The organism is Mesorhizobium sp. ESP-6-4, from assembly GCF_020164735.1.
Taxonomy (GTDB): Bacteria; Pseudomonadota; Alphaproteobacteria; order Rhizobiales; family Rhizobiaceae; genus Mesorhizobium.
Window position 1 is genome coordinate 285,507 of sequence record NZ_JAIUGS010000004.1, and the last position, 25,206, is coordinate 310,712.

Sequence of the window (25,206 nt, forward strand, 5' to 3'; positions counted from 1 at the left end):
GTCAGGTGCGCTTGAGGTCGATCCGGCTCGTCACCACCATCTTGCCGGTTGCCGGATCCATGTCGGTCACCGTCATGCGCATATTGTCCGGCCCGATCTTTTCTACGGTCAGCTCCGCATTGCGGTCGCCATTGACGACTTTCGCCCAGTGGATGTCGAGGTTGATTGCGTCGCCCTTGCGGCTTCCGCTGAGCCCGGCAGGTCCGCTGCGCGAACCTATGTAAGTGCCAGTGTAGCTCGCCCCGTCGACCTTCAGGTCGGCGCGGATTTCCCGCGACATGATCAACAACGTACGACAGGTGCCGTCAAGCGAGAGCGAGTCCGCCGTCGCGTCCGAAGTGAAGTTGCAGTTGATGTTCATCACCGGCGTGTTCGTTCTGATCCTGACCGTCCCCTTGCCGGCGAACTTCCCCTGCAGCGATCGCAGGAAGGCCGCCTCGTCGGCATGCGCGCCCGTCGCGCAGAAAAGACAGGCGGCGGCCAGCAAAGCGGCGGTCGATTTCATCAAGACGTTTCCCTCTCGCGATCATGCGCCCTCCGATGGAAGGCGTGGACTTAACGGATGCCCAGGCGCCAGGTTCCGCCGCCGCGATGACGGTTTTTTGACGCCCGCTCCGCTGGCCCAGTGGAATGACGCTACTAACGGTTGCGGCCCGGGTCCGGGCTTGCGACATAGGGCTCAAATGGCGCCCGCTCCCTCGATCCCAAAAGCCGCGTTCTGGATGGCTCTGTCAATCGCCTCGATGCTGGCGATGTCGGTTGCCGGCCGCGAGACGACGGCCGAGCTCAACGTCTTCCAGGTGCTGGAGCTGCGCTCGGTGATCGGTTTCTTCATCCTTTTGCCGCTGGTGATGATGAGCGGCGGTTTTGCCGCGATGCGCAGTGAGCGCCCGTTCGCCCATATCGCCCGCAACATGATCCACTATACCGGCCAGGCCGCCTGGCTCTACGCGCTGACGCTCATTCCGCTCGCTGTGCTGATCTCGATCGAGTTCACCACGCCGATCTGGACGGCGATCCTGGCGGTCAGCTTTCTGGGGGAAAGACTGTCCCGGTCGAAGCTCACGGCGATCGTGCTTGGCCTGATCGGCGTGCTCGTCATCGTGCGCCCCAGCGCCGGCTCGATGGATCCCGGCCACCTCGTCGTCCTGGGCGCCGCGGTCTGCTTCGGCATCTCGATGGTGCTGGTCAAGTCGATGACCAAAACCGAAAGCGTGGTGCGCATCATCTTCTGGATGCTGATCATCCAGTCGGCAGTTGGCCTGATCCCGGCTCTCTACAGCTGGCACAACCCTTCGCCAGGGCTCTGGCCATGGATCTTCGTCATCGCCTTCACCGGCATGTCGTCGCATTTCTGCCTGGCCCGCGCGCTCGTCCATGCCGATGCCACGATCATCTCGCCGATGGACTTCCTGCGCGTGCCGCTGACGGCGCTGGTCGGCTGGCTGCTCTACCATGAGCAGATCGACGTCTTCACCGCCGGTGGCGCGGCTCTGATTCTCGCCGGCAATTTGCTCAACCTGCAGAAGAAGACGCCGCGGGTGGCAGAGGCGGAGGCGGCAACGCCCTGAGCTCGGGTGTGTTGAGATTCAGGTCAGGCCAAGCTTTCGAGAACCGGAGCGGAGCGGACATTCGGGTCCGTGAGCACCGGAAGCGCAGAAAACCAGCATTTGCAGGCTGGCATTACCTGAATATCAACACAACCTAGACCAGCTCCACGTCCACCACGCCCTGCACCGCGCGCATGGCGGAGGCGATCTGCGGCGAGACGCGATAATTACCCAGGCCGATCTCAATCTCGCCCTGCGCCTCTCCCTTGAGAACGATGATGCTGACTTGACTGTCGCCACGCTGTTTGAGCTGCGATTGAATGATCGACGATGGTCCATCATCCCTGACAAATATGCGCAGCGCTTTCTGGATGCGGCTGGCTTCATCGTCCAGTGATTGCACCGAGTTGATGCGCAGGTTCACACCCTCAGGCCTGTCTTCGGCCGCAACCATGATCACCACCGAACTGCCGGGCTCCAGCATGTCGCGATACTGCGCCAGGCCTTCGGAAAACAGTACGGCCTCATACTGTCCCGTCGTGTCGGAAAACTGCACCACGCCCATCTTGTTACCCGTGCGGGTCTTGCGCTCCTGCTTGGAGGTGACCGTACCGGCGAGGCGCCCGGCGGCGGCGCCGCGTTTGACCGCAGCCGAAAATTCCGCCCAGTTCTGCACCCGCATCTTCTGCAGCGCGGACTTGTACTCATCGAGCGGATGCGCTGAAAGATAGAAGCCGACGATCTGGAATTCACGGTGCAGCTTGTCGGCAGCAAGCCACGGATCGGTCGCCGGCAGGTTGAGAGCCTGCGACTGGCTCCCAAGCGAAGCGCCGAAAATGTCGGCCTGGCCGGAGATGGCGTTTTGTTGCGCCAACGAGGCAAGGCCCATCATCCGCTCGACGCCGGCCATCATCTGCGCGCGGTCGTGGCCGAAGCAATCCAGCGCGCCCGCCATGATCAGGCTTTCGAAGACGCGCTTGCCGACGATCTTGGGATCGACCCGCTCGCAGAAATCGGCAAGGTTCTTGAACGGCTTCTCGCCGCGTTTCTCGACGATGTGCTCGACCGCCGCGTCGCCGACGCCTTTCAGCGCCGCCAGCGAATAGAAGATCTTGTTCTCGCCGACCTCGAAGGGACGGAAGCTCGACATCACCGACGGCGGCACCACCTCGATGCCGAGCCGCATGGCATCCTGGCGGAAATCGGCCAGCTTGTCGGTATTGCTCATGTCGAGCGTCATCGACGCCGCCAGGAACTCGACCGGGTAATGCGCCTTGAGATACGCGGTCTGATAGGAAACGACGGCGTAAGCCGCCGCATGCGATTTGTTGAAGCCATAGTCGGCGAACTTGGCCAAGAGGTCGAAGATGAAGTCGGCCTGCGGCTTTGAGACGCCGCGCTCGACCGCGCCCGTGACGAAGCGCTCGCGCTGCTTGTCCATCTCGGCGCGGATCTTTTTGCCCATGGCGCGGCGCAGAAGGTCGGCTTCGCCGAGCGAATAGCCGGACAGCTCCTGCGCGATCTGCATCACCTGTTCCTGGTAGACGATGACGCCTTGCGTCTCCTTCACCAGATGATCGATCTTGGGATGGATCGAGGCCATCTCCTCCTCGCCATGCTTTCTGGCGTTGTAGGTCGGGATATTCTCCATCGGGCCGGGGCGATAGAGCGCCACCAGCGCGATGATGTCCTCGATGCAGTCCGGCCGCATGCCGATCAGCGCCTTGCGCATGCCGGCACTTTCAACCTGGAACACGCCGACCACCTCGCCGCGCGACAGCATCGCGTAGGTGTCGGGGTCGTCGAGCGGTATCTTGGCGAGATCGATGTCGACGCCACGCCGCCGTATCAGCTTTACTGCCGTTTCCAGCACCGTCAGCGTCTTCAGGCCGAGGAAGTCGAACTTCACCAGCCCCGCCTGCTCGACATATTTCATGTTGAACTGGGTGACCGGCATGTCCGAGCGCGGATCGCGGTACATCGGCACCAGCTCGGACAGCGGACGGTCGCCGATGACAATGCCCGCGGCATGCGTCGAAGCATGACGGTAGAGGCCTTCGAGCTTCTGCGCCGTGTCGAGCAGCGTCTGCACGATCGGCTCCTTCTCCGCCTCCTCGGCGAAGCGCGGCTCGTTGGCGATGGCGTCCGCCAGCTTGACCGGATTGGCCGGGTTCTGCGGCACCATCTTGGAGAGCTTGTCGACCTGACCGTAAGGCATCTGCAGCACGCGGCCGACATCGCGCAGCACCGCGCGCGCCTGCAGCGTTCCGAAGGTGATGATCTGCCCGACCTGGTCGCGGCCGTATTTCTGCTGGACGTAGCGGATGACTTCCTCGCGCCGGTCCTGGCAGAAGTCGATGTCGAAGTCCGGCATCGACACCCGGTCCGGATTGAGGAAGCGCTCGAACAGCAGCGAGAAACGCAGCGGGTCGATGTCGGTGATGGTGGTCGAATAGGCGACCAGCGAGCCGGCGCCCGAACCGCGCCCCGGCCCGACGGGAATGCCTTGCGCCTTCGCCCATTTGATGAAGTCGGCAACGATCAGGAAGTAACCCGGGAACTTCATCTTCTCGATGATGCCGAGCTCGAATTCGAGCCGCTCGCGATATTGCTCGACCGTGTAGCCGGGCGTCGGCCCGTGCGCGGCCAGCCGCGCCTCCAGACCTTCGCGCGCCTGCCGGGCAAGCTCGGCCGCCTCCGCCTTCTCGGCTGCGTCCTTGTCGGCGGCATCGGCGCCGGTAAAGCGCGGCAGGATCGGGCTGCGGGTCTTCGGATAGTAGGAGCAGCGCATTGCGATCTCGACCGTGTTGTCGATCGCTTCGGGCAAGTCGGAAAAGAGGCGCGCCATCTCTGCCTGCCCGCGCAGGAAATTGTCAGGCGAAAGCCGCCGGCGGTTGTCGGCGGCAACCACCGAGCCTTCGGCTATCGCAATCAGCGCGTCATGCGCCTCGTAATCCTCGCGTTTGGAGAAGAAGGCCTCGTTGGTTGCGACCAGGGGCAGGTCATGCGTATAGGCAAGGTCGACGGTCGATTTCTCGACCATGCGGTCGTAGCCGGCGACCCGCTCCAGCTCGACATAAAGCCTGTCGCCGAACAGGCCTTTGAGGAACAGCAACCGCTGTTCGGCGAGGTCGCGCCGGTCCGCTTTGAGCGCACTGCCGATCGGACCGCGCGGCCCACCGGTCAGACAGATCAGCCCGTCGCACTGATCTTCCAGCATAGCGCTGGTCAGATGCACCGGCTCGCCTGGCGGCGTCTCCAGATAGACCTTGCTGATCAGCCGCACGAGATTGCTGTAGCCGTCCTCACTGGCGGCGATCAGAACGACCGGCGACATGTCCGGGCCGTGGCGGCGGCGGTCGCGCTGGCCGTCGCTCACCTCGCCGGAAAAGGCCAGATCGATCTGGCAGCCGATGATCGGCTGGATACCTTCCTTGACCGCCTTCTGGGCGAATTCCAGCGCGCCGAACAGATTGTTGGTGTCGGTGACGGCGATCGCCGGCGCCTCGTCCTTGACGGCATGGCCGACGATCGCGCCAAGCTGCAAGGCGCCCTCGAGCAGCGAATATGCCGAATGCACGCGCAGATGGATGAACCTACGCGCCGGCGTTTCGGGCCGGCTGGCCTTCACTGCCGCTTCGCGCTGCAAAGGATCGCGTGGAAGTCGTTCATCCGCCATGTTTTTTCACGCTGTGCGAAGACTCATCGGTGCAGATGTATTGTCCCGGACGGGGCCATGCCAGTCCAGCACAATCGACCGCGACACAGGCTTGCGTCCCGCACCGCCCTTTCTCAGGCAAACTCCATGATCACCGCATCGACCGCCAGGCTGTCGCCGGGCTTGGCGTTGAGCTTGGCTATCGTGAGGTCGCGTTCGGCGCGCAGCACGTTTTCCATCTTCATCGCCTCGACCACGGCCAGCGTCTCGCCGGCCTTGACCTCCTGCCCCTCCGCCACGGCGATCGAGACGACGAGACCCGGCATCGGGCAAAGCAGCATCTTCGAGGTGTCGGGCGGCAGCTTCTCCGGCATCAGCTTTTCGAGTTCCGCGATGCGCGGCAGCATGGCGCGCGCCGTCACCGACATGCCTTTCCAGGCGATGCGCAAACCGTTCAGCGTCGGACGGATCTGCGCCGCGATCTTGTCGGCGCCGACCGTGCCCTGCCAGATCGCGTCACCCGGCCGCCAGTCCGAGGCGACGGTCAGCGGCTTGCCGCCGTCGATCGACAAATCGACCTCCATCGGGATGGAAATCATGCCGTCGACGATCTCGACCGGCAGATAGTCAGCGCCGATCTTTACCACCCAATCGCGCTTGAGATGTCCGGAATGCGGCGCCAGCCGGCCGCTGAGGCGGTCGAGCCGGTCGCGGCGCAGCAGTTCGATCGCCGTTGCGACGGCGGCGAATACCGCCCTCTCCTCGTCATCCGGCGCGACCGGCGAAAAACCGTCCGGATATTCCTCGGCGATGAAGCCTGTCGACAGCCGCCCCTCGCGCCAGCGCGGATGCTGCATCAGCGCCGAAAGGAACGGGATGTTATGCTCGATGCCGTCGACGATGAACCTGTCCAACGCCTCTGACATGGCGTCGATGGCTTCCAGCCTTGTCGGCGCCCAGGTGCAGAGCTTGGCCACCATCGGGTCATAGAACATCGAGATCTCGGACCCTTCAGTGACGCCGGTGTCGTTGCGGATGACGGTGCCGCCGAACGTACCCTCCTCGGGCGGCCGATAGCGCGTCAGCCGACCGATCGACGGCAGGAAGTTGCGGAAGGGATCCTCGGCGTAAAGGCGGCTTTCCACCGCCCAGCCGTTCACCTTCACATCGCTCTGCCTGATGCCGAGCTTCTCGCCGGCGGCGACGCGGATCATCTGCTCGACCAGGTCGATGCCGGTGACCAGTTCGGTCACCGGGTGCTCGACCTGCAATCGCGTATTCATTTCAAGGAAATAGAAGTTCTTGTCCTTGTCGACGATGAACTCGACGGTGCCGGCGCTCTGGTAGTCGACGGCCTTCGCCAGCGCCACGGCCTGCTCGCCCATTGCCTTTCTGGTCTTGGCGTCGAGGAACGGCGACGGCGCCTCCTCGACCACCTTCTGGTTGCGGCGCTGGATCGAGCATTCGCGCTCGCCGAGATAGACTGCCGTGCCATGCGCGTCGGCCAGCACCTGGATTTCGATGTGGCGGGGATCGACAACGAACTTTTCGATGAAGACGCGGTCGTCGCCGAAGGAGCTTTTCGCTTCCGAACGGGCACGCTCGAAGCCGTCGCGCACCTCCGATTTGCTCCAGGCAATGCGCATGCCCTTGCCGCCGCCGCCGGCCGAGGCCTTGATCATGACCGGATAGCCGATCTCGCCGGCGATCCTTTCGGCATGGTCGGCGTCTTCGATGACGCCGAGCCATCCGGGCACGGTCGAGACCTTGGCCTGGCTGGCGAACTTCTTCGATTCGATCTTGTCGCCCATGGCCTTGATGGCCTTGGGCTTCGGCCCAATGAAGACGATATCTTCCTTCTCCAGCGCCTCGCAGAAAGAGGCGCGCTCCGAGAGGAAGCCATAGCCCGGATGCACGGCTTCGGCGCCGGTCTCCTTGCAGGCGGCGACGATCTTCTCAGGCAACAGATAACTCTGTGCCGCCGGCGAAGGTCCGATATGCACCGCTTCGTCGGCCATCTCGACATGCACGGCATCGCGGTCGGCATCCGAATAGACCGCGACGGTGGCAATCCCCATCTTGCGCGCCGTCTTGATCACGCGGCAGGCGATCTCGCCGCGATTGGCGATCAGGATCTTCTTGAACATTCGGATGTCGTTCCTCCGGCGAAGCGGTCCAGTTCTATGGACAATTCCGGTGCGCCTCAAGGGGTCGGCCCGGTGCGCATCCGACTTGCTCGAATTGCGACTGCCGCGGCGAAAAACGTCGCAAGGGAAGTTGGCCGCCAGCAAGGAAAGCGATAAGGTGGTCGATGGGCTCGGAGAAACAAACGGCGGGCAGAGATTTCGTCCCGCCAGGCGGGAACGACGGCCTGCCGTAACCTGAAACTTACTGATTGCCTTGGGAGGAAACGCCTGATGAAAACGCGTGCCGCAGTCGCCGTCGCCGCCGGAAAGCCGCTGGAGATCATGGAGGTCGACCTCGAGGGGCCGCGCGAAGGCGAAGTGCTGGTCGAGGTCAAGGCGACCGGCATCTGCCATACCGACGAGTTCACGCTGTCGGGCGCCGATCCGGAAGGGCTGTTTCCGGCCATCCTCGGCCATGAGGGCGCCGGCGTGGTCGTCGATGTCGGCAAGGGCGTGACCTCGGTCAAGAAGGGCGACCATGTCATCCCGCTCTACACGCCCGAATGCCGGCAGTGCCCGTCGTGTCTGTCGCGGAAGACAAACCTCTGCACCGCCATCCGCGGCACGCAGGGACAGGGCCTGATGCCCGACGGCACCTCGCGCTTCTCGATGGGCAAGGACAAGCTGTTTCATTACATGGGCTGCTCGACCTTCTCCAACTTCACCGTGCTGCCCGAGATCGCGGTGGCCAAGGTCAATCCCGACGCTCCCTTCGACAAGATCTGCTACATCGGCTGCGGGGTCACCACCGGCATCGGCGCGGTCATCAACACCGCCAAGGTCGAGCAGGGCGCAACCGCCGTGGTCTTCGGCCTCGGCGGCATTGGCTTGAATGTCATCCAGGGTCTTCGCCTTGCCGGCGCCGACATGATCATCGGCGTCGATGTCAACAACGACAAGAAGGCCTGGGGCGAGAAGTTCGGCATGACGCATTTCGTCAATCCGAAGGAGATCGATGGCGACATCGTGCCTTACCTGGTCAACCTGACCAAGCGCGGCGCCGACCAGATCGGCGGCGCCGACTACACTTTCGACTGCACCGGCAACACCAAGGTGATGCGCCAGGCCCTGGAAGCCTCGCATCGCGGCTGGGGCAAGTCGGTCATCATCGGCGTCGCCGGCGCCGGCCAGGAGATCTCGACCAGGCCTTTCCAGCTGGTCACCGGCCGCACCTGGATGGGCACCGCCTTCGGCGGCGCGCGCGGCCGCACCGACGTGCCGAGGATCGTCGACTGGTACATGGAGAAAAAGATCCAGATCGACCCGATGATCACGCATACGCTGAAGCTCGAGGACATCAACAAGGGCTTCGACCTCATGCACGAGGGCAAGTCGATCCGCAGCGTAGTGGTTTACTGAGGAAAACAAGCCGCCGACCTATGGCCAGCGACTGAAGTTGCACAGGTTCAACAAGGGAGGACTCAATGCCTGAAAAACTGCATCCGAAGATCGACAACGGCTTGCCGAGGGAGAGCGCGAGCTTTGCCGGCGGCACGCTGGTCTGCGCCTGCACCAGCAATCCGGTGAAGGTGAAGGTCAAGGGCCAGATCGCCCACAACCATGCCTGCGGCTGCACCAAATGCTGGAAGCCGGACGGCGCTATCTTCTCGGTCGTGGCCGTCGCCGGCACTGGCGATGTCACCGTCACCGAGAATGGCGACAAGCTCAAGGTGGTCGATCCCGCGGCGCTGATCCAGCGCCATGCCTGCACCGGCTGCGGCGTCCACATGTACGGCCCGGTCGAGCGCGACCATCCCTTCAAGGGCCTGTCCTTCATCCATCCCGAGCGCTTCGAGGAGGATGGCTGGTCGCCGCCGGGCTTCGCCGCCTTCGTCTCCTCGATCATCGAATCCGGCGTCGACCCGAGCCGCATGGACGGCATCCGAGGCCAGCTGAAGTCGATCGGGCTTGAGCCCTATGACTGCCTCAATCCCGGCCTGATGGACTATATGGCCACCTGGACCGCCAAGAGGTCCGGAGCCTTGGCGGCCTGACAATTGCGAAATTTCATGCGAAGGGGCCGGCCTATGTCGGCCCTTTCGTACATTTGGAGATAAGGTTGCCTGCCCCCATCATTTATGTCGACGCGGATGCCTGTCCGGTCAAGGCCGAGGTCGAGAGGGTCGCGGAGCGCCACGGCGTCGTCGTCACCTATGTCTCCAATGGCGGCCTGCGGCCGTCGCGCGATCCGATGATCCGCAACGTCGTCGTCTCCAAAGGCGCAGATGCGGCCGACGACTGGATCGCCGAGAACGCCAGGGCCAACGACGTCGTGATAACGGCCGACATTCCGCTTGCCGCGCGCACGGTGGCGCTAGGTGCGCATGTGCTCGGCCCTACCGGCCGCCCCTTCACCCCGGAAACCATCGGCATGGCGGTGGCGATGCGCGATCTCAAGCAGCATCTGCGCGAGACCGGCGAAAGCCGGGGCTTCAATGCCTCCTTCACACCGAAGGACCGTTCGCAGTTTCTGGGCGAGCTCGACCGCATCTTGCGGCGCGCGCTCAAATCCGTCACACCGGACTGATCCAACGTCTTCAAGGGCCTCGGGCCATGGGTGACGATCTCAAGACGCCGATGCATCGGCACATGCAGTTCGCCCTCGCCGCGGCCATCGGTATCGTGGCACTGCTGCTTGCCTTGTTGCTGCGCTGGCCGCTCCCCTACTCGATCGGCGCCAATGTGTTCTTTGCAAGCTATATCGCCCTGGTGCTGACCCTGATGCCGAGCCTTACCGGCCGCTATCTCCGCAAGAATGCGCGCGCGACCGACCTGCCCGTGCTGCTGATCTTTGCCGTCACCCTCTTTGTCGTCGGCGCGGCCATCGTCTCGCTGTTCCTGCTGATCAACCGCAAGGATGCCGCGCATCCGCTGCAGCTCGCCTTCGCCATATTGTCGATCCCGCTCGGCTGGTTCACAATCCACGCTATGGCGTCGCTGCACTACGCGCACGTCTATTGGAAGGATGGCGACGGGATCGACGAGAAAACCCACAAGAAGATGCCGGTCGGCGGCCTCGATTTTCCGGGGGGCAAAAGGCCGGAAGGCTGGGATTTCCTCTATTTCGCGACGGTCATCGGCATGACGGCGCAGACGGCGGACACGGCCGTCACCACCTCGCAAATGCGGCAGGTCGTGCTTGTTCATTCGATCCTGACCTTTTTCTTCAACACGGTGATCGTCGCGGCGGCAGTCAATCTCGCGGTCAGCCTGGGCTCTCCGTAATAAATCCGTGATCGCATGAAACATTGCCTTGTGCGGCGACGTATTGAGGGGGAGACAATGACCTGAGAAGCCGCTTGCTTGAGGCGGCCGGAGGCAAGATGGACACCGTTGCCAACAACCATTCCGCCGCCGAGGCGGACGGCAAGGACACGACCCTCATCTACCGGCAATCGCGCTGGACGCGGTTGACCCACTGGATTTGGGCTTTCTCGCTGTTCTTCATGCTGCTTTCCGGCCTGCAGATCTTCAACGCGCGGCCGCAGCTCTATGTCGGCAAGCAGTCCGGCTTCGAGTTCAACAACACGATCCTCCAGATCGGCGCCGAAAACACCGCCAACGGTCCGCGCGGCTTCACTGAAATCTTCGGCCATCGCTTCGACACAACCGGCGTGCTCGGCTGGTCGGGTCCCCCGGGACAAGAAACGCCCCGCGCCTTCCCTTCCTGGGCCACGATCCCGTCCTATTACGACCTCGGCACGGCCCGCGTCGTGCACTTCTTTTTTGCCTGGATCCTGACCACGACCCTGCTCATCTGGCTGATCGCCAGCCTGGTCAACGGCCATATCCGTCGCGATCTTGCCCCTCGCGTGTCAGACCTGCGCAAGCTGCCGCGCGACATCGTCGATCATGCGAAGCTGAAGTTCCACCACACGCGCGAATACAACACGCTGCAGAAATTGGCCTATGGCGGCGTGCTCTTCGTGCTTTTGCCGCTGATGATCGTCACAGGCCTCGCAATGTCGCCGAGCATGAATTCGGTGCTGCCCTGGCTCAACGAAATCCTCGGCGGCAGGCAGACGGCGCGCACCATCCACTTCACCGCCATGGTGCTGCTCGTGCTTTTCTTCATCGTCCACATCCTGATGATCCTCGCCGCCGGCCCGATCAACGAGCTGCGTTCTATCATCACCGGCTGGTACCGCACCGACCCGCCTGCGAAGCACGTTGAGCCGACCGAGAGGAGCGCCTGACATGGCAAAATTCCAGATCAGCCGCCGCAAATTCCTCACCTCCGCCAGCCTCGGCCTGTCCGGCATCGCGCTGTCCGGCTGCGATGCGTTCGACAGCGGCCTCGGCATCGGCGGCGGACTGCGCAGCTTCCTCGAAAACGCCAATAGTCTGACCTGGCGCGCGCAGCGCCTGCTTGCCGGCCGGGACGCGCTGGCGCCGGAATTCACCGAGGCCGATATCCGCCAGCCGCAACGGCCGAACGGCGTTACCGCGCCGGACGACGACACCTACAAGGGCCTGCTTGCCAACAATTTCGCCGACTGGCGCCTCGAGGTTTCAGGCCTTGTAGAGAAGCCGCTTTCGCTGACCCGCGAGCAGCTTCAGAACATGCCGAGCCGCACGCAGATCACCCGTCATGACTGCGTCGAAGGCTGGAGTTGCATCGCCAAATGGACCGGCACGCCGCTGTCGCTGGTGCTGGACCAGGCCGTGGTCAAGCCGCAGGCCCGCTATGTCATGTTCCACTGCCTCGACACGATCGAGCAAAGCCTGTCCGGCGACATCAAATATTACGGCACCATCGACCTGATCGACGCCCGCCACCCGCAGACGATTCTTGCCTACGGCCTGAACGGCAAGCCCCTGCCGGTCGAGAACGGCGCGCCGCTGCGCGTGCGGGTCGAGCGCCAGCTCGGCTACAAGATGCCGAAATACATCTACAAGATCGAGCTGGTCGACAGTTTTGCCAATGTCGGCGGCGGCCGCGGCGGCTACTGGGAGGACAATGGCTACGACTGGTATGGCGGGATTTGACGGCCCTCGCCTGCGGGCCGAGCATGGTCTCGCGGCCGCCGAGCTTGGTGCCATCGAGGAGTGTCTCGACAACGACAACCGGCGGCTGACCGGTCGTGGCGACGACCGTGCTCTCATCTTTGCGCTGCGCGATGAGCAAGGCCGCGCCGTCGGGGCGGCCGCCGGCTATTCCTGGGCCGGCATTGCCGAGCTCACGCTGATGTGGGTCGACGAAGCCTATCGAGGCCTTGGCCTCGGCAGGAAGCTGCTCGATGCCTTCGTCGCGGAAGCCGCCGCTCGCGGCTCGCTGCGGATATGGGTTTCGACCCATGACTTCCAGGCGCCGGGCCTTTACGAAAAGGCCGGTTTCGAGCGCATAGCCGAATTGACCGGATGGCCCGAAGGCCATTCTAACATCATTCTTTGCAAGACGATTGCAGGAAACGCCTAAGCCACTTTCTCAAGCAGCGGTTTCAGCGTCGGATGGATTTCCGGCGCCGCGTGCTTGATCAGCGTCAGCAGCGCGCGCTCGTTGTCGCGCAGCGGCCGCTGGCCGCCGCCGACACGCTCGGCAAGCCATTCGGCCTCGCTGGCGTCGATCGTCTCGGCGCGGCGAGCAAGCGCTTCAGCAGCCCGGTTCCTGGCTTCCCATTCGGCCTCGATATCGCCGGGCGAATGATAGGCTTCGAGGATCGCCGCGAAACCACCCGAGACCATCCGGCTGAAGAAGCCGCCAAGCGTCGGCGCCGCCTCGTCGAGGAAGTTCTCGTGGCGCAGCGCCACTTCCCGCGTCGGCGGCTCGTAGCCGGTCGAGCACATGACGTGGTTGGCGATCGCCTTGACGAAGAGGTCGCTCCAGGCCGGATCGTTGTCAGCTGCCGCGGTCCGGTCGTTGATCCTGAACAGGACCTCCGCCTCGGCCTTGCTGATGGCGATGTTGCCGTCGCCGCTATAGGCATAGAGGATGCGCCGCAGCAGATCGACCTCGGCCTTGGCGATATGGCCCGGAACCAGGCTGCCGCCATGCATCAGCGGACCCTTGCCGTCGATTGCCGCATGTGCGACCTGTTCCAGCGCATAGGCCGAGAGCTCGCTGGGCGAGGACCTCGCTTCCTCCAGCACATGCACCAGCAGTTCAAGCTCGGTGCGGCCGTCAACTATGCCGTCGCGCGAGACGGTTCGGACCAGCCAGTCGGCATTCTGCTCGGAGATATAGCCCTCCGGCTTTTCCTGGTGGACGATGTAATCGGTCACCGCCTCGACGAAGAACGGCGCCCATTCGCCGCACTTGTCGCGCGCCGTCTGGTCGAGCGCGAACAGCGCCTCCGCCTCGCCGCGACTCACCACGCCGTCGGCGAAGACCTCGCGCCGCAGCATCGTCACGTCTTCGGCCGTGATCTTGTTCTTCGAGATCAGCCCCGCCACCGGAGCGCTCATGATCAATTCGCCCATTTGCCGTCCCTGCCCGTCGCCCGTTCCCGGCGAACTGAGTGCGTTACCCCGCCAAGCTTTATCAGCATTGTCTTGAGAAACCGGCAAACGGCGTGGTTAGCGAAGCCTTGTCGGCCAATCCATGTCGCTGAAAAGCAGGGCGCGCTTAAAATGTCGCTGGGAGGTGACAAGGTGTCGCCGACGGGCTATGGATGACACGTCGAGGACTTAGGCGACTGAGTCCTACCTGTTTGCGGGAGAGAGCAGCGCAAGCTGTCGCCGAAGGGGAAATCGCCCGAAATCTCTCAGGCAAAAGAACCGTGGACGGGAAAGACAACTCTGGAAAGTCGGGAATCTTCCCGCGCCGAAGGTGTAAGCGCTGCCGACAGAGTTACGGGGCGCGAGTCTCTCAGGCTTCAGACAGAGGGGCACGACTAGGCCGCCAATGGCGGTCGATCGCCGTGCGACTCTGGAGAAGACATGACAGGCCAAGACACCAGACACCTCCCCCTTGAGGATTTGCATCAGGCCGCGGGCGCGCGTTTCGGCGCCTTCGCCGGCTGGTCGATGCCGCTCACCTACCCACCCGGCGTGATGAAGGAGCATCTTCACACGCGCGAGCATGCCGGCCTGTTCGACATCTCGCATATGAAGCTGTTCGAGGTTTCCGGTCCGGGGGCCACTGCCTTGTTGAACCGCGCCTGTCCGCTCGATGCCGGCGCGCTGGAAATCTCGCAGTCCAAATACACCTTCTTCCTCAACGAGGCTGCCGGCATCATCGACGACCTGATCGTGACGCGCCTGGGCGATGACCGGTTCATGGTGGTGGCCAATGCCGGCAACGCGGTGGAGGACGAGAAGCATTTGCGCGCGCTTGCTGCCGGTTTCGATGCCAGGGTCGATCCGCTCGACCGCGTCTTCCTGGCGGTCCAGGGGCCGGACGCCTGGGCAGCTTTGGCGCGGGCCGGCATCGAGACCGGCTCGCTGCTCTTCATGCATGGGGTCGAGCCCCGGCAAAACTGGTTCATGAGCCGCTCCGGCTACACCGGCGAGGACGGATTCGAGATCGGCCTGCCGGAAGCGGACGCGCGGGATCTGGTCGCGAAGCTGCTGGGGGACGAGCGCGTGCAGTGGATCGGCCTTGCCGCCCGCGACAGCCTGCGGCTCGAGGCCGGGCTTTGCCTGCACGGCCAGGACCTGACGCCGGAAATCGACCCGGCAAGCGCCGGACTGATGTGGGCGATTCCCAAGGATATCCGCGCCTCGGGTCATTTCATCGGCGCCGACGCGCTGCGCTCGATCATCGAGCGCGGGCCGTCGCAGAAGCGCGTCGGCCTGAAGCCCGATGGACGCCAGCCGGTGCGCTCGGGCGCCGCATTGATCGACGCCGACGGCCATCCGGCCGGTCATGTCGCTTCGGGCGGCTTCGGCCCCTCGGCGGGCCACCCGGTCGCCATGGGCTATGTCAACACCGCGCTGGCCAAGGCCGGCACGAAGCTCTTTGCCGATGTCCGCGGGACGAAAATCCCGGTCGACGTCACGCCCCTGCCCTTCACCCCACATCGCTACCGCAAAGGATGATTTCCAGATGGCAAAGACCTATTTCACGGAAGACCATGAGTGGCTGCGCGTCGACGGCGGCGTCGCTACGGTCGGCATCACCGATTATGCGCAGGAACAGCTCGGCGATCTCGTTTTCGTCGAGCTGCCGGAAATCGGCCGCAAGCTCGCCAAGGGCGACACCGCCGTCGTGGTCGAATCCGTCAAGGCGGCCTCGGACGTCTACGCGCCGGTCGACGGCGAGATCACCGAAGCCAACGCCTCCCTGTCGGCCGACCCCTCGCTGGTCAATTCGGCCGCGACCGGCGACGGCTGGCTCTGGAAGATGAGGCTGGCCAACGAAAGCCAACTCGACAGCCTCATGGATGAAGCCGCCTACAAAGCCCATATTGGCTGATATCAGGATCCTGGAAATGACCGCAGCACCTATTCCCTTCTCGGCCCGCCACATCGGCCCAGGCGTCAACGACGTCAGGGCAATGCTCGCCGTCATCGGCGTTCCATCCGTCGAAACGTTGATCAGCCAGGCCGTGCCGAGATCGATCCGCCTCGACCTGCCGCTCAACCTGCCCGCTCCGGCGAGCGAAGCCGAAGCGCTGGCCGAATTGTCGGCGATCATGGCGAAGAACACGGTGCTGAAGAGCTTCATCGGCGCCGGCTATCACGGCGTCTTCGTGCCGCCGGTCATCCAGCGCAACCTGTTCGAGAACCCGGCCTGGTACACGGCCTACACCCCATACCAGGCCGAGATCAGCCAGGGCCGGCTGGAGATGCTGTTCAACTTCCAGACCCTGGTCGCCGAGCTCACCGGCCTGCCGGTGGCGTCGGCCTCGCTGCTCGATGAGGCGACCGCCGTCGCCGAAGCCGTCGGCATTGCGCTGCGCCACCACCGCGACAAGCGCACCAAGGTGGCGCTTGCCGGCACGCCGCATCCGCAGACGCTGGATGTCGTGCGCACCCGCGCCGAGCCGCTCGACATCGAGGTCGACGGCGAGACGATCGACGACAACACCGCCGCCCTGCTCGTCTCCTGGCCGGACACGTTCGGCGTCTATGGCGACCACAAGGCGGCGATCGAGAAGGCCCGCGCCGCCGGCGCGCTGGTCGTCTTCATCGCCGATCCGCTGGCGCTGACGCTGACGGATGCGCCGGCGAAGCTCGGCGCCGACATCGCCGTCGGTCCGATGCAGCGCTTCGGCGTGCCGATGGGCTTCGGCGGCCCGCACGCCGCCTATTGCGCAGTCTCCGACAAGCTGACCCGCCTGATGCCAGGCCGCCTTGTCGGTCAGTCGACCGATACCAAGGGCCGCCCGGGCTACAGGCTGGCGCTGCAGACGCGCGAGCAGCATATCCGCCGCGACAAGGCCACCTCCAACATCTGCACCGCACAGGCGCTGCTGGCCAACATGGCCACCGCCTATGCGATCTGGCACGGCCCCGCCGGCCTGCAGGCAATTGCCGGGCAGATCCACGCGTTGGCCGGCCGCCTCGCCTCGGGCCTCAAAGCAACCGGTGTTTCGGTGCTCGGCGCGAGGCGCTTCGATACGGTCACGGCCGAGGTGAAGGGCAAGGCCGCTTCGATCGCAGAAGCCGCCGAGAAGACCGGCCGGCTGTTGCGCGTCCTCGATGCCGACCATGTCAGCATCGCCTTCGACGAGACCTCCACGGAAGCCGATCTCGAGGCGATCGCTGCCCTGTTTGGCGCCAAGCCCGGCGCGGCTGAAGGCAGCTCCATGCCGGGCAAGCCGCGCGGCAAGGAGTTCCTCACCCAGCCGGTCTTCCACGACAATCATTCCGAGACCGAGATGATGCGCTTCCTGCGCAGGCTGGCCGACAAGGACCTAGCGCTCGACCGCACGATGATCCCGCTCGGCTCCTGCACCATGAAGCTCAACGCAGCCGCCGAGATGATGCCGGTGAGCTGGCCGAGCGTCGCCAATCTGCATCCCTTTGCGCCGGCCGGCCATTCGGCGGGCTATCGCAAGATGGCCGCCGACCTGGAGGCATGGCTGTCGGAAATCACCGGCTTCGACGCCGTCAGCCTGCAGCCCAATGCCGGCAGCCAAGGCGAATATGCCGGCCTGCTCGCCATTCGCGCCTATCACCGCGCGCGCGGCGAAGGCCACCGCACGATCTGCCTGATCCCGTCCTCGGCGCATGGCACCAATCCGGCGAGCGCCGCGATGGCCGGCATGAGCGTCGTCGTCGTGCGTTGCCTGGACGACGGCAATATTGACATGGACGATCTGCGCGCCAAGGCCAACGAGCATTCCAGGAACCTCGCGGCACTGATGTTCACCTATCCTTCGACGCATGGCGTCTACGAGGAAGGCGCACGTCATCTGTGCGCGCTGATCCACGAGCATGGCGGCCAGGTCTATTTCGATGGCGCCAACCTCAACGCCCTGGTCGGCCTCGCCCGTCCCGGCGACATCGGTGCCGACGTCTGCCACATGAACCTGCACAAGACCTTCTGCATCCCGCATGGCGGCGGCGGCCCGGGCGTCGGTCCGATCGGCGTCAGGGCGCATCTGAAACCCTATTTGCCGGGCCATGTCACCGAAGGCTCGGCGCATGCCGTGGCGGCGGCGCCCTTCGGCAGCGCCTCCATCCTGCCGATCACCTGGATGTATATCCGCATGATGGGCGGCACCGGCCTGAAGCAAGCGACGGAGACGGCGATCGTCTCGGCCAACTATGTGGCGACACGGCTCGCGCCGCACTACCCGCTGCTCTACAAAGGCAGAAGCGACCGCATCGCCCATGAGTGCATTCTCGACACACGCGTGCTCAAGGATAGCGCCGGCATCAGCGTCGACGATATCGCCAAGCGCCTGATCGACTATGGCTTCCATGCGCCGACGATGTCGTTCCCGGTTGCCGGCACTCTGATGGTCGAGCCGACCGAGTCCGAGCCCAAGCGTGAGCTCGACCGGTTTTGCGAGGCGATGATCGCCATCGCCGCCGAGGCGGCGAAAGTGGCGAAGGGCGAGTGGCCGTCCAGCGACAACCCGCTGGTCAACGCCCCGCACACCGCGGCGGAAGCGCTTGCCGGTGAATGGAAGCATCCCTATTCGCGACTGGAGGCGGCCTATCCGACAGGCGATGCCGATCTGGCGGCGAAATACTGGCCGCCGGTCTCGCGCATCGACAACGTCGCCGGCGACCGCAACCTGGTCTGCTCCTGCCCGCCGCTGTCGGAATATCTCGGCGCTGCGGAGTAGCGTTTGCTCAGGCAGTCTTCAGGGCCGACCCGGCATCGGGCCGGTCCGCTGCGACCTGAGCAATGACGCGGTTGCGCCCGGCACGCTTGGCCGCATAAAGCGCGGCGTCGGCTTGCGCCAGCACGTCGTTCAAGGGACGACCCGCGGCCGAACCGAATCCCATGCCGCCGCTGACGCTGCTGCGCAGCGGGCCGCGATGGGTTGGAACGACCTCCGTGCCGAATGCGACGCCGATCCGGCTTGCCATGTCATGCGCCTTTTCCGGCGTCACGCGCGACATGACGAGCGCGAATTCCTCGCCGCCCAAGCGGAAGGCGTCGACGCCGGCCCTGCCATATTTCTTGATCACCGCGGCGAAGCGACAAAGCACCTGGTCGCCGACGGGGTGGCCGAAGACGTCGTTGGTCATCTTGAAATGGTCGAGATCGAACATGGCGATCGCCATGAACGGACCGAAGCTGCGGTCGCCGTAAAGCTCGTTGAGCGCTCGGCGGTTCATCAGACCGGTCAGCGGATCGGTTATCGTCTCGGCCTTGAGCTCGATCTGCGCCTGCAGATGGTGCAGCGAAAGCGTCAGCGCGCCGAGGCCTGTCATGCAGGCGACCGCGACGACGGAGTTCAACCGCTCCGCCCAATTGTCGGGCGCCGCACCCAGCACCCACTGCCCTTGCACCAGCAGCGTCAGGCCGCATAGCGCGAAGGACAAGCCGCAGGCGCCGCTAAGGAACGAGACGACGAGCAGGATCCGGCGGTCGTGATCCCCCTTCATCCAGAACATCGTCCCGATCGCCGCGAGCAGCGCCGTCACGGCCGCATAGGTGATCTGGAAGCCGATGCCGTCGAAACCGAGAAAGGTGACGATCGCGCAGACAGCCATCGCGGCCAGCGTCGGCACGACGACGCGGCGGTAGTCTCGAAAGCCGAGATACTGCATGGCCGACAGGCAGAGGACCAGGAAACCCAGGGTCAGCAGCGCGAGCACGACCTGGCACAGCCAGGGATCGGCATCCTTGCTATAGCGCCAGAAACCGACGACATGGGCGACGAGCACCAAGATGCCGCAGGCGACCGTGAGCACGAAACGCGCTTTCGGCGTGGCGAGCCAGATCGCAAACATGGTGATGCTGAGGCATATGCCCGACAGCGCCGCCGCGAGCAGAAGCGAACTGAAATCCAACATCCCTGAAGAACTGCCTCTAGCGTAGCCGGTGCTCGGACCCCCAATGTAGGCTGGCGGCGGCCGGAGCAAACCGTTTTCGGCCGATGCCCGGCGCTACCTCGACACAGGGTTTACAAAGCGTCGACAGGTGAGGCGAAATCCCGTGACGGTACACGGAATACGCGAGCCCGCTGACGGATCAGCCCTTGTCGAGCAGCGCCAGATTGGCATCGACCACTGTCTGATCGGCCATGCCGGCCTTGGCCTCGAGCAGCAGCGCGCGCGCTTTTTTCTTGTTGCCGCGCAGAAGCTGCGAATAGCCCATATTGTTGACGATCTGCGGCTTGCGCCCGGCGACCTTCAACAGCTGCATATAGGCGCGATCGGCGAAGTCGAAGCGGCCAAGCTCGTCATAGGATGCGGCAAGCCCCATCCAGGCCTCGGCATTGTCGGACTTGAGCTCGACCGCCTTGCGGAAATGCTGTTCGGCAAGGCCGAAATTCGCCTCGCGGAACTGCGCCTTGCCTTCAACGAGGTCGTTGGCGCTGACGTCCTTGGCCACCGGCTGGATCGCCGTGGTCTTGGTCGTGTCGACATCGTTGTTCGTCGTGCAGCCGGTAATCATCAAGACGGCCGCCAATGCCGCCGCTGCCCTGGGAAGTCTCTGACGCATGCCCCTGCCCCATCGCCCGATTTGCCGGGTCGTTCTTCAGGAAAAACGATACAGGACAGCGATTAAGCTTCGGTGCCGAAATGCAGATAAAATTCGGTTGCGCGCCAAGGATGCGTTAACCACGGCTATGTCCTGGATTCAGGTCAGGCCGAGTCGAAAATGGCGGATTCCGAGAACCGGGGCGGAGCGCAGGAAGCTGCCGTTTGCAAACCGGCCTCAGCTGAATACTCAATGCGCGGTCAGCTTCACGATGATCGGAATGATGGCGATCATCAGCACCACCGGCAGGATACAGACCGTCACCGGGACCGACATCTTGGCCGGCAGGGCATGCGCCTTCTCCTCGGCCAGCGACATGCGCTTGTGCCGCATTTCGTCGGAAAAGACACGCAGCGAGCCCGACAGGCTGGTGCCGAGTTCCTTGGATTGCTGCAGCAGCGTCGCGAAGGAGCGAACCTCGTCGAGGCTGAGGCGGTCGGCAAGCGCCTTCAGCGCGTCGTCGAGGCTGCGCCCGGCCCGCAACTCCAGCGACACCAGGATCAGGTTCTGGCTGAGCGACGGATAGGTCCTGGCAAGCTCCCTGGAGACCCGCTCGATGCCGGCCTCCATGCTCATGCCGGCATCCGAGCAGACGATCATCAAATCCATGAAATCGGGAAAGCCGTTGCGGTATTCGCGCATCTTTTCCCGAATTTTCTGCATCAGCACCAGGCCAGGCAGGAAATAGCCGGCGGCAGCCGACAGGATGATGAAGGTCCAGCGGCTGGTCATGGTCGACTCGGCGCTTGCCGCCCAGTGATTGACCAGGAATGCGCCGAGCGCCGCGCCGACCAGCGCGGCGAAACGGATGAGGAAGAACATGCCGACGGCGCGCGGTTCCATGTAGCCGGCCTGGATGAGCTTCAGGCGCAGCCGCGCGACATTTTCCGGATCGCTCTTGGCGTAGAACTCCTGTGCCCGTTTCACCGCCTTCTCGCGCACGGCGTTGGTGCTCTTCTTGGGCGCGGGCTCCGCCTGCTCGACCGGCTGCAATATCTCCACCTTCAGCCGGCGCTTGACCTCGCCGCGATCACCCTTGGCGAGCACCAGCGGCCAGGCGACGGCGCCGCCGCCCAGCACAAGGAGCAGCACGGCGACCGGCACCAGCGAGGTCGGCGCGAGCGAGGCGAGGAAGCGGATCACGTCTTCCATCTCAAAACCTGAAATTCGACATCTTGAACATGATGGCGTTGCCGAGCAGCAGCCAGATGATGGAGCCGCCCATCATGTACCAGGTCTTCGGCACGTCCCAGACATCCTGATAGAATTGCGGCATCAGCACCATGATGGCGGTGAACAGAAGCACCGGGACCGCAGTCAGGATGTAAGCCGACATGCGCCCTTCCGTCGAAATGGCGCGCACCTTGCGGCGCAGCTTGCCGCGGTCGCGGATCGTCGCCGACAGGCCGTCGAGGATCTCGCGCAGATTGCCGCCCGAACTGCTCTGGATCGAGACCGCCGTGACGAACAGCGGCAGGTCCTCATGGCCCACCCGGTCGAAAAGATTGTTCAACGCCGAGACCAGGTCGGAGCCGTAGGTCACCTCGTCGGCCACGACGCCGAACTCGGTGCCGATCGGATCGGCCATCTCGCGCGACACCATGGCAATCGCCACCGGCACCGGATGGCCTGCCTTCAGCCCGCGCGTGATCAATTCAAGCGCCTCAGGCAGTTGCATCCCGAAACGCTTGTGCCGGCGCTTGCGCATCCAGCGCAATGCCATGACCGGCAACACCGGCAACAGCAAGAGAAGCAGGATAAGGCCGAACAGGAGCGGCAAGCCTTTCCAGATCGCCACGAGCGCCAGCGCGAGAGCGATCCCCGATGTGATCGTCAGGAATTTCGGCAGCGGCGTGCTTATGCCGGACTGCGTGCGCAGGGCGCGGAAGCGGTCGAGGGAAAAGATGGAGGTGCCGCCGTCGATCCCGCGTTCCTTGCGCAGTTGGATCAGCACCTGCTCCTGGCTAATCTTGTTCTCCGCGAGCTTCATGCGGCGGTTGATGGCCGTGCGCTTGTCGCTGCGCCCGGCATAGAGCAGATAAAGGCCCTCGGCGATCATGATGCCGGTGAGCGCCGCCGCGGCGTAGACGACGTAGACCGGGCTGAAACCCTCGAACACCGGCCTAGTCCTGCGGCCGGCCGGGTTCGAAATACTTGCCCGGGAATTCGATGCCCATGTTGCGCAGGTCCTCGAGGAAGCGCGGGCGGATGCCGGTCGCCTCGAAGTGGCCGAGGATCTTTCCATCCGCCTCCATGCCGGTGCGCACGAAACGGAATATCTCCTGCATCTGGATGACGTCGCCTTCCATGCCGGTCACTTCGGCGACGCTGGTCACCTTGCGCTTGCCGTCGGAAAGGCGCGTCAGCTGGACGATGATGTCGATGGCGCTGGAGATCTGGCTGCGGATCGACTGCACGGTCATCGGCATGCCGGTCATCCCGAGCATCTGTTCCAGACGCGAGATGGCATCGCGCGGCGTGTTGGCATGGATGGTGGCCATCGAGCCTTCATGGCCGGTGTTCATCGCCTGCAGCATGTCGAAGGCTTCCTCGCCGCGACATTCGCCGAGGATGACGCGGTCGGGGCGCATGCGCAGCGCGTTCTTGACTAGGTCGCGCTGCTTCAATTCGCCCTGGCCCTCGATGTTGGCCGGACGCGTCTCCATGCGCGCGACATGCGGCTGCTGCAATTGCAGCTCGGCCGCGTCCTCGATGGTGATCAGGCGCTCGTCTTCCGGAATGAAGGCCGACAAAGCGTTGAGCATCGTCGTCTTGCCCGTGCCGGTGCCGCCGGAGATGATCGTGGTCTTGCGGGCATGCACCGCCGCCGCCAGCACCTCGGCCATGTTCTGGGTGATGGCGCCGAATTCGACGAGCTTGTGCAGGCCGAGCTTGTTCTTGGAGAACTTGCGGATCGACACCAGCGGGCCGTCGACGCCGACGGGGCGGATCGCCGCGTTGAAGCGCGAGCCGTCGAGCATCCGGGCGTCGACCATGGGCTGCGATTCATCGACGCGGCGGCCGACCGCCGCGACGATTTTATTAATGATTCTAAGCAGATGCGCCTCGTCCTTGAACGGGATGTGGACCTGCTGCAGCTTGCCGCGCTTTTCGACGAAGCAGTTCTGGTGGCCATTGATCAGGATATCGTTGATCTCGGGATCCTTGAGCAGCGGCTCCAGCGGGCCGAGGCCAACCATCTCGTCGACGATGTCATCGACCAGGGCGTCGAGCTCGGCATTGTTGATCGCCATCCGCTCCTGGCGCGTCTTTTCCGAGACGAAATCATGCACCTGCCGGCGCATTTCATCCCGGGGCAGCCGCTCCAGCGCCACGAGGTTGATCTCCTCGAGCAGCATGCGATGGATGCGCACGCGTGCGTCCAGCACCTTGTTGGCGCTCTTTGCGGGGGCTGCCTCAGGCCTGGGCGCCGCCGGTTTGCGGGTCGTCGGGATGATCACTGCATTGTGCGTGACCGGCGCGGGTTCGGGCGCCCGCTGCGGGCGGACGTCGCGGCTCTGCAGGTTGGAGAAGCGGCTGGTCATCCTGCCTTCCTCTTCAGCAAGCCCTTGCCCAGGCCGAACAGCGACCTCGACTTGGCCATCGTCTGGACGGCCTCCTCGGGCAGGATGATCTTCTTCAGGTCGTTGACGACGTTGGCGTTGGGGTCGATTGCGTGCAGCGGTACGCCGCGGTCGACCGCCTCGCGCACCAGCCGGTAATTGTTGGAGATGCCGCCGACGAAATGCTCGCCGAGTATCTCCTGAACGTCGGCCTGCTTGATGCCGTTGTCGAACATCTTCTGCTCGAAGCGGTTGACGATGACGTTAGGCTTCACTTCCTTGCCGGCGGTCTCATAGACGGCCTGGATGAGACGCTGCGTATGGCGCAGGCAGGGCACCGTCATCTCGGCGACGATATAGAGCTTGTTGGAACCCAGCAGCACCGTCTCGGTCCAGGGGAACCAGGTGCGCGGCATGTCGATGACGACATTGTCGAAATAGGCCGCCACGAGGTCGAGCATGCGCACCACGACATCGGTCTTGAACGAGCGCATGTCCGAGGGTCGCGTCGGCGCGGCAAGCACGCACAGCCCGCTCGCATGCTTGGACAGCATCACGTCGAGCAGTTGCCGGTCGAGGCGCTCCGGCTGGTTCTCGATTTCGGTGATGTCGAAGCGCGGTTCGAGGTCGAGATATTCGGCGCAGGCGCCCTGCTGGAAATTGAGGTCGACGACGCAGGTCGAGGCGCCCCGCATCACCGAATGATGCAGCTGGAAGGCCGTCTGCAAGGCGAGCGTGGTGGTGCCGACGCCGCCGGCTGCCGGCATGAACGTATAGATATGCGATTCGGTATTCTCTTCTCGCCCCGGTCCTTGCAGCGCACGGATGACGGAACGCACGAGGTCGGCCGTGGTGATCGGCTTGACCAGGAAATCGGCGACCTTGAGCTGCACCAGGATGCGTACCGCCGCCGCGTTGAATTCCTGGGTGACGACGACCACCGGAACGCTGCCTTCCAGCCGCCGCATGACACGCTGCAGCGACTCGATTTCCTCGAGCTTGGCTGCATCCATGTCGACGATGACCGTGCCGAAGTCCGCCTCGAGGATCTCGCCGCGCAGTTCGTTGACGCTCTTTTCCAGCGTCAAAAGCTCGATGACCTCGGAGGCCGCAAAAGCCGTCCGCGTGTCCTGCAAGAACGTCCTGTCCGTCGAAACGAGCAGGATCTTCTTGGTCTTGCTACCAGATGCCATCC

Annotated in this window: 21 protein-coding genes and 1 riboswitch; of the genes, 11 read left to right on the plus strand and 10 right to left on the minus strand. The window is 64.0% G+C overall.

Annotation, left to right across the window (positions count from 1 at the left end):
• Position 1 precedes the first annotated feature (1 nt).
• The gene (locus LB523_RS10970; RefSeq protein WP_224601597.1) at positions 2–505 is read right to left on the minus strand and encodes a hypothetical protein; all 504 of its coding nucleotides are present in this window, start codon (positions 503–505) and stop codon (positions 2–4) included.
• Between the two features lie 178 nt (positions 506–683).
• Between LB523_RS10970 and LB523_RS10975 the strand changes: the two genes are divergently transcribed.
• Complete coding sequence (locus tag LB523_RS10975) at positions 684–1,571, plus strand: DMT family transporter (protein ID WP_224601598.1); 888 nt, start codon at positions 684–686, stop codon at positions 1,569–1,571.
• 133 nt (positions 1,572–1,704) lie between these two features.
• Here the strand turns inward: LB523_RS10975 and dnaE are convergent, their stop codons facing one another.
• Positions 1,705–5,229, minus strand: a complete 3,525-nt coding sequence (gene dnaE / locus LB523_RS10980) for a DNA polymerase III subunit alpha (RefSeq protein ID WP_224602670.1) — start codon at positions 5,227–5,229, stop codon at positions 1,705–1,707.
• Between the two features lie 113 nt (positions 5,230–5,342).
• Positions 5,343–7,355: an acetyl/propionyl/methylcrotonyl-CoA carboxylase subunit alpha gene (locus LB523_RS10985; protein ID WP_224602671.1), complete on the minus strand. Its 2,013-nt coding sequence runs from the start codon at positions 7,353–7,355 to the stop codon at positions 5,343–5,345.
• A gap of 270 nt (positions 7,356–7,625) precedes the next feature.
• Between LB523_RS10985 and LB523_RS10990 the strand changes: the two genes are divergently transcribed.
• From LB523_RS10990 to LB523_RS11020, 7 genes are all read left to right on the plus strand, one after another.
• Positions 7,626–8,753, plus strand: a complete 1,128-nt coding sequence (locus LB523_RS10990) for an S-(hydroxymethyl)glutathione dehydrogenase/class III alcohol dehydrogenase (RefSeq protein ID WP_224602673.1) — start codon at positions 7,626–7,628, stop codon at positions 8,751–8,753.
• Positions 8,754–8,818: 65 nt separating this feature from the next.
• Entirely contained in the window at positions 8,819–9,388 is a 570-nt protein-coding gene (gene gfa, locus LB523_RS10995) for an S-(hydroxymethyl)glutathione synthase (protein WP_224602674.1), read from the plus strand.
• A gap of 65 nt (positions 9,389–9,453) precedes the next feature.
• The gene (locus LB523_RS11000) at positions 9,454–9,921 is read left to right on the plus strand and encodes a YaiI/YqxD family protein (RefSeq protein ID WP_224602676.1); all 468 of its coding nucleotides are present in this window, start codon (positions 9,454–9,456) and stop codon (positions 9,919–9,921) included.
• A 26-nt stretch (positions 9,922–9,947) separates the two neighbouring features.
• Positions 9,948–10,619 carry a DUF1345 domain-containing protein gene (locus LB523_RS11005; RefSeq protein ID WP_224602678.1) on the plus strand — a complete coding sequence of 224 codons (672 nt, stop codon included), beginning with the start codon at positions 9,948–9,950 and terminating at the stop codon, positions 10,617–10,619.
• Between the two features lie 98 nt (positions 10,620–10,717).
• Positions 10,718–11,590 carry a cytochrome b/b6 domain-containing protein gene (locus tag LB523_RS11010; RefSeq protein ID WP_224602679.1) on the plus strand — a complete coding sequence of 291 codons (873 nt, stop codon included), beginning with the start codon at positions 10,718–10,720 and terminating at the stop codon, positions 11,588–11,590.
• Position 11,591: 1 nt separating this feature from the next.
• Positions 11,592–12,383, plus strand: a complete 792-nt coding sequence (locus LB523_RS11015; RefSeq protein WP_224602681.1) for a molybdopterin-binding protein — start codon at positions 11,592–11,594, stop codon at positions 12,381–12,383.
• On the plus strand, positions 12,355–12,813 hold the full coding sequence (locus LB523_RS11020; RefSeq protein ID WP_224602684.1) for a GNAT family N-acetyltransferase: 459 nt from the start codon (positions 12,355–12,357) through the stop codon (positions 12,811–12,813). Before LB523_RS11015 ends, LB523_RS11020 begins: the two co-directional genes overlap by 29 nt.
• Here the strand turns inward: LB523_RS11020 and LB523_RS11025 are convergent.
• Positions 12,810–13,814 (minus strand): hypothetical protein, encoded by a 1,005-nt coding sequence (locus LB523_RS11025; protein ID WP_224602686.1) that lies wholly within the window; start codon positions 13,812–13,814, stop codon positions 12,810–12,812. The genes LB523_RS11020 and LB523_RS11025 overlap by 4 nt on opposite strands.
• Positions 13,815–14,037: 223 nt before the next feature.
• Positions 14,038–14,124, plus strand: a riboswitch (glycine riboswitch).
• A 149-nt stretch (positions 14,125–14,273) separates the two neighbouring features.
• On the opposite strand from LB523_RS11025, the gene gcvT reads away from it, so the two are divergent.
• From gcvT to gcvP, 3 genes are read left to right on the plus strand one after another with little or no spacing between them, the layout of a single operon-like run.
• Positions 14,274–15,374: a glycine cleavage system aminomethyltransferase GcvT gene (gene gcvT / locus LB523_RS11030; protein WP_224602688.1), complete on the plus strand. Its 1,101-nt coding sequence runs from the start codon at positions 14,274–14,276 to the stop codon at positions 15,372–15,374.
• Positions 15,375–15,381: 7 nt separating this feature from the next.
• Positions 15,382–15,750 carry a glycine cleavage system protein GcvH gene (gene gcvH / locus LB523_RS11035; protein ID WP_095765085.1) on the plus strand — a complete coding sequence of 123 codons (369 nt, stop codon included), beginning with the start codon at positions 15,382–15,384 and terminating at the stop codon, positions 15,748–15,750.
• A 16-nt stretch (positions 15,751–15,766) separates the two neighbouring features.
• The gene (gene gcvP, locus LB523_RS11040; RefSeq protein WP_224602689.1) at positions 15,767–18,577 is read left to right on the plus strand and encodes an aminomethyl-transferring glycine dehydrogenase; all 2,811 of its coding nucleotides are present in this window, start codon (positions 15,767–15,769) and stop codon (positions 18,575–18,577) included.
• A 7-nt stretch (positions 18,578–18,584) separates the two neighbouring features.
• Here gcvP and LB523_RS11045 read toward each other — a convergent pair whose 3' ends face one another.
• The 6 genes from LB523_RS11045 to LB523_RS11070 form a co-directional block, all read right to left on the minus strand.
• Positions 18,585–19,757, minus strand: a complete 1,173-nt coding sequence (locus LB523_RS11045; RefSeq protein WP_224602691.1) for a GGDEF domain-containing protein — start codon at positions 19,755–19,757, stop codon at positions 18,585–18,587.
• A gap of 178 nt (positions 19,758–19,935) precedes the next feature.
• A complete protein-coding gene (locus LB523_RS11050) occupies positions 19,936–20,409 on the minus strand; it encodes a hypothetical protein (RefSeq protein WP_095765082.1) in 474 nt (157 codons plus the stop codon).
• A gap of 228 nt (positions 20,410–20,637) precedes the next feature.
• On the minus strand, positions 20,638–21,600 hold the full coding sequence (locus LB523_RS11055; RefSeq protein ID WP_224602693.1) for a type II secretion system F family protein: 963 nt from the start codon (positions 21,598–21,600) through the stop codon (positions 20,638–20,640).
• A 1-nt stretch (position 21,601) separates the two neighbouring features.
• A complete protein-coding gene (locus LB523_RS29380; protein ID WP_095765080.1) occupies positions 21,602–22,567 on the minus strand; it encodes a type II secretion system F family protein in 966 nt (321 codons plus the stop codon).
• 4 nt (positions 22,568–22,571) lie between these two features.
• The gene (locus LB523_RS11065) at positions 22,572–23,993 is read right to left on the minus strand and encodes a CpaF family protein (protein WP_224602695.1); all 1,422 of its coding nucleotides are present in this window, start codon (positions 23,991–23,993) and stop codon (positions 22,572–22,574) included.
• On the minus strand, positions 23,990–25,204 hold the full coding sequence (locus LB523_RS11070; protein ID WP_140542187.1) for a CpaE family protein: 1,215 nt from the start codon (positions 25,202–25,204) through the stop codon (positions 23,990–23,992). The genes LB523_RS11065 and LB523_RS11070 overlap by 4 nt, the downstream gene beginning before the upstream one ends.
• Between the last annotated feature and the right edge of the window lie 2 nt (positions 25,205–25,206).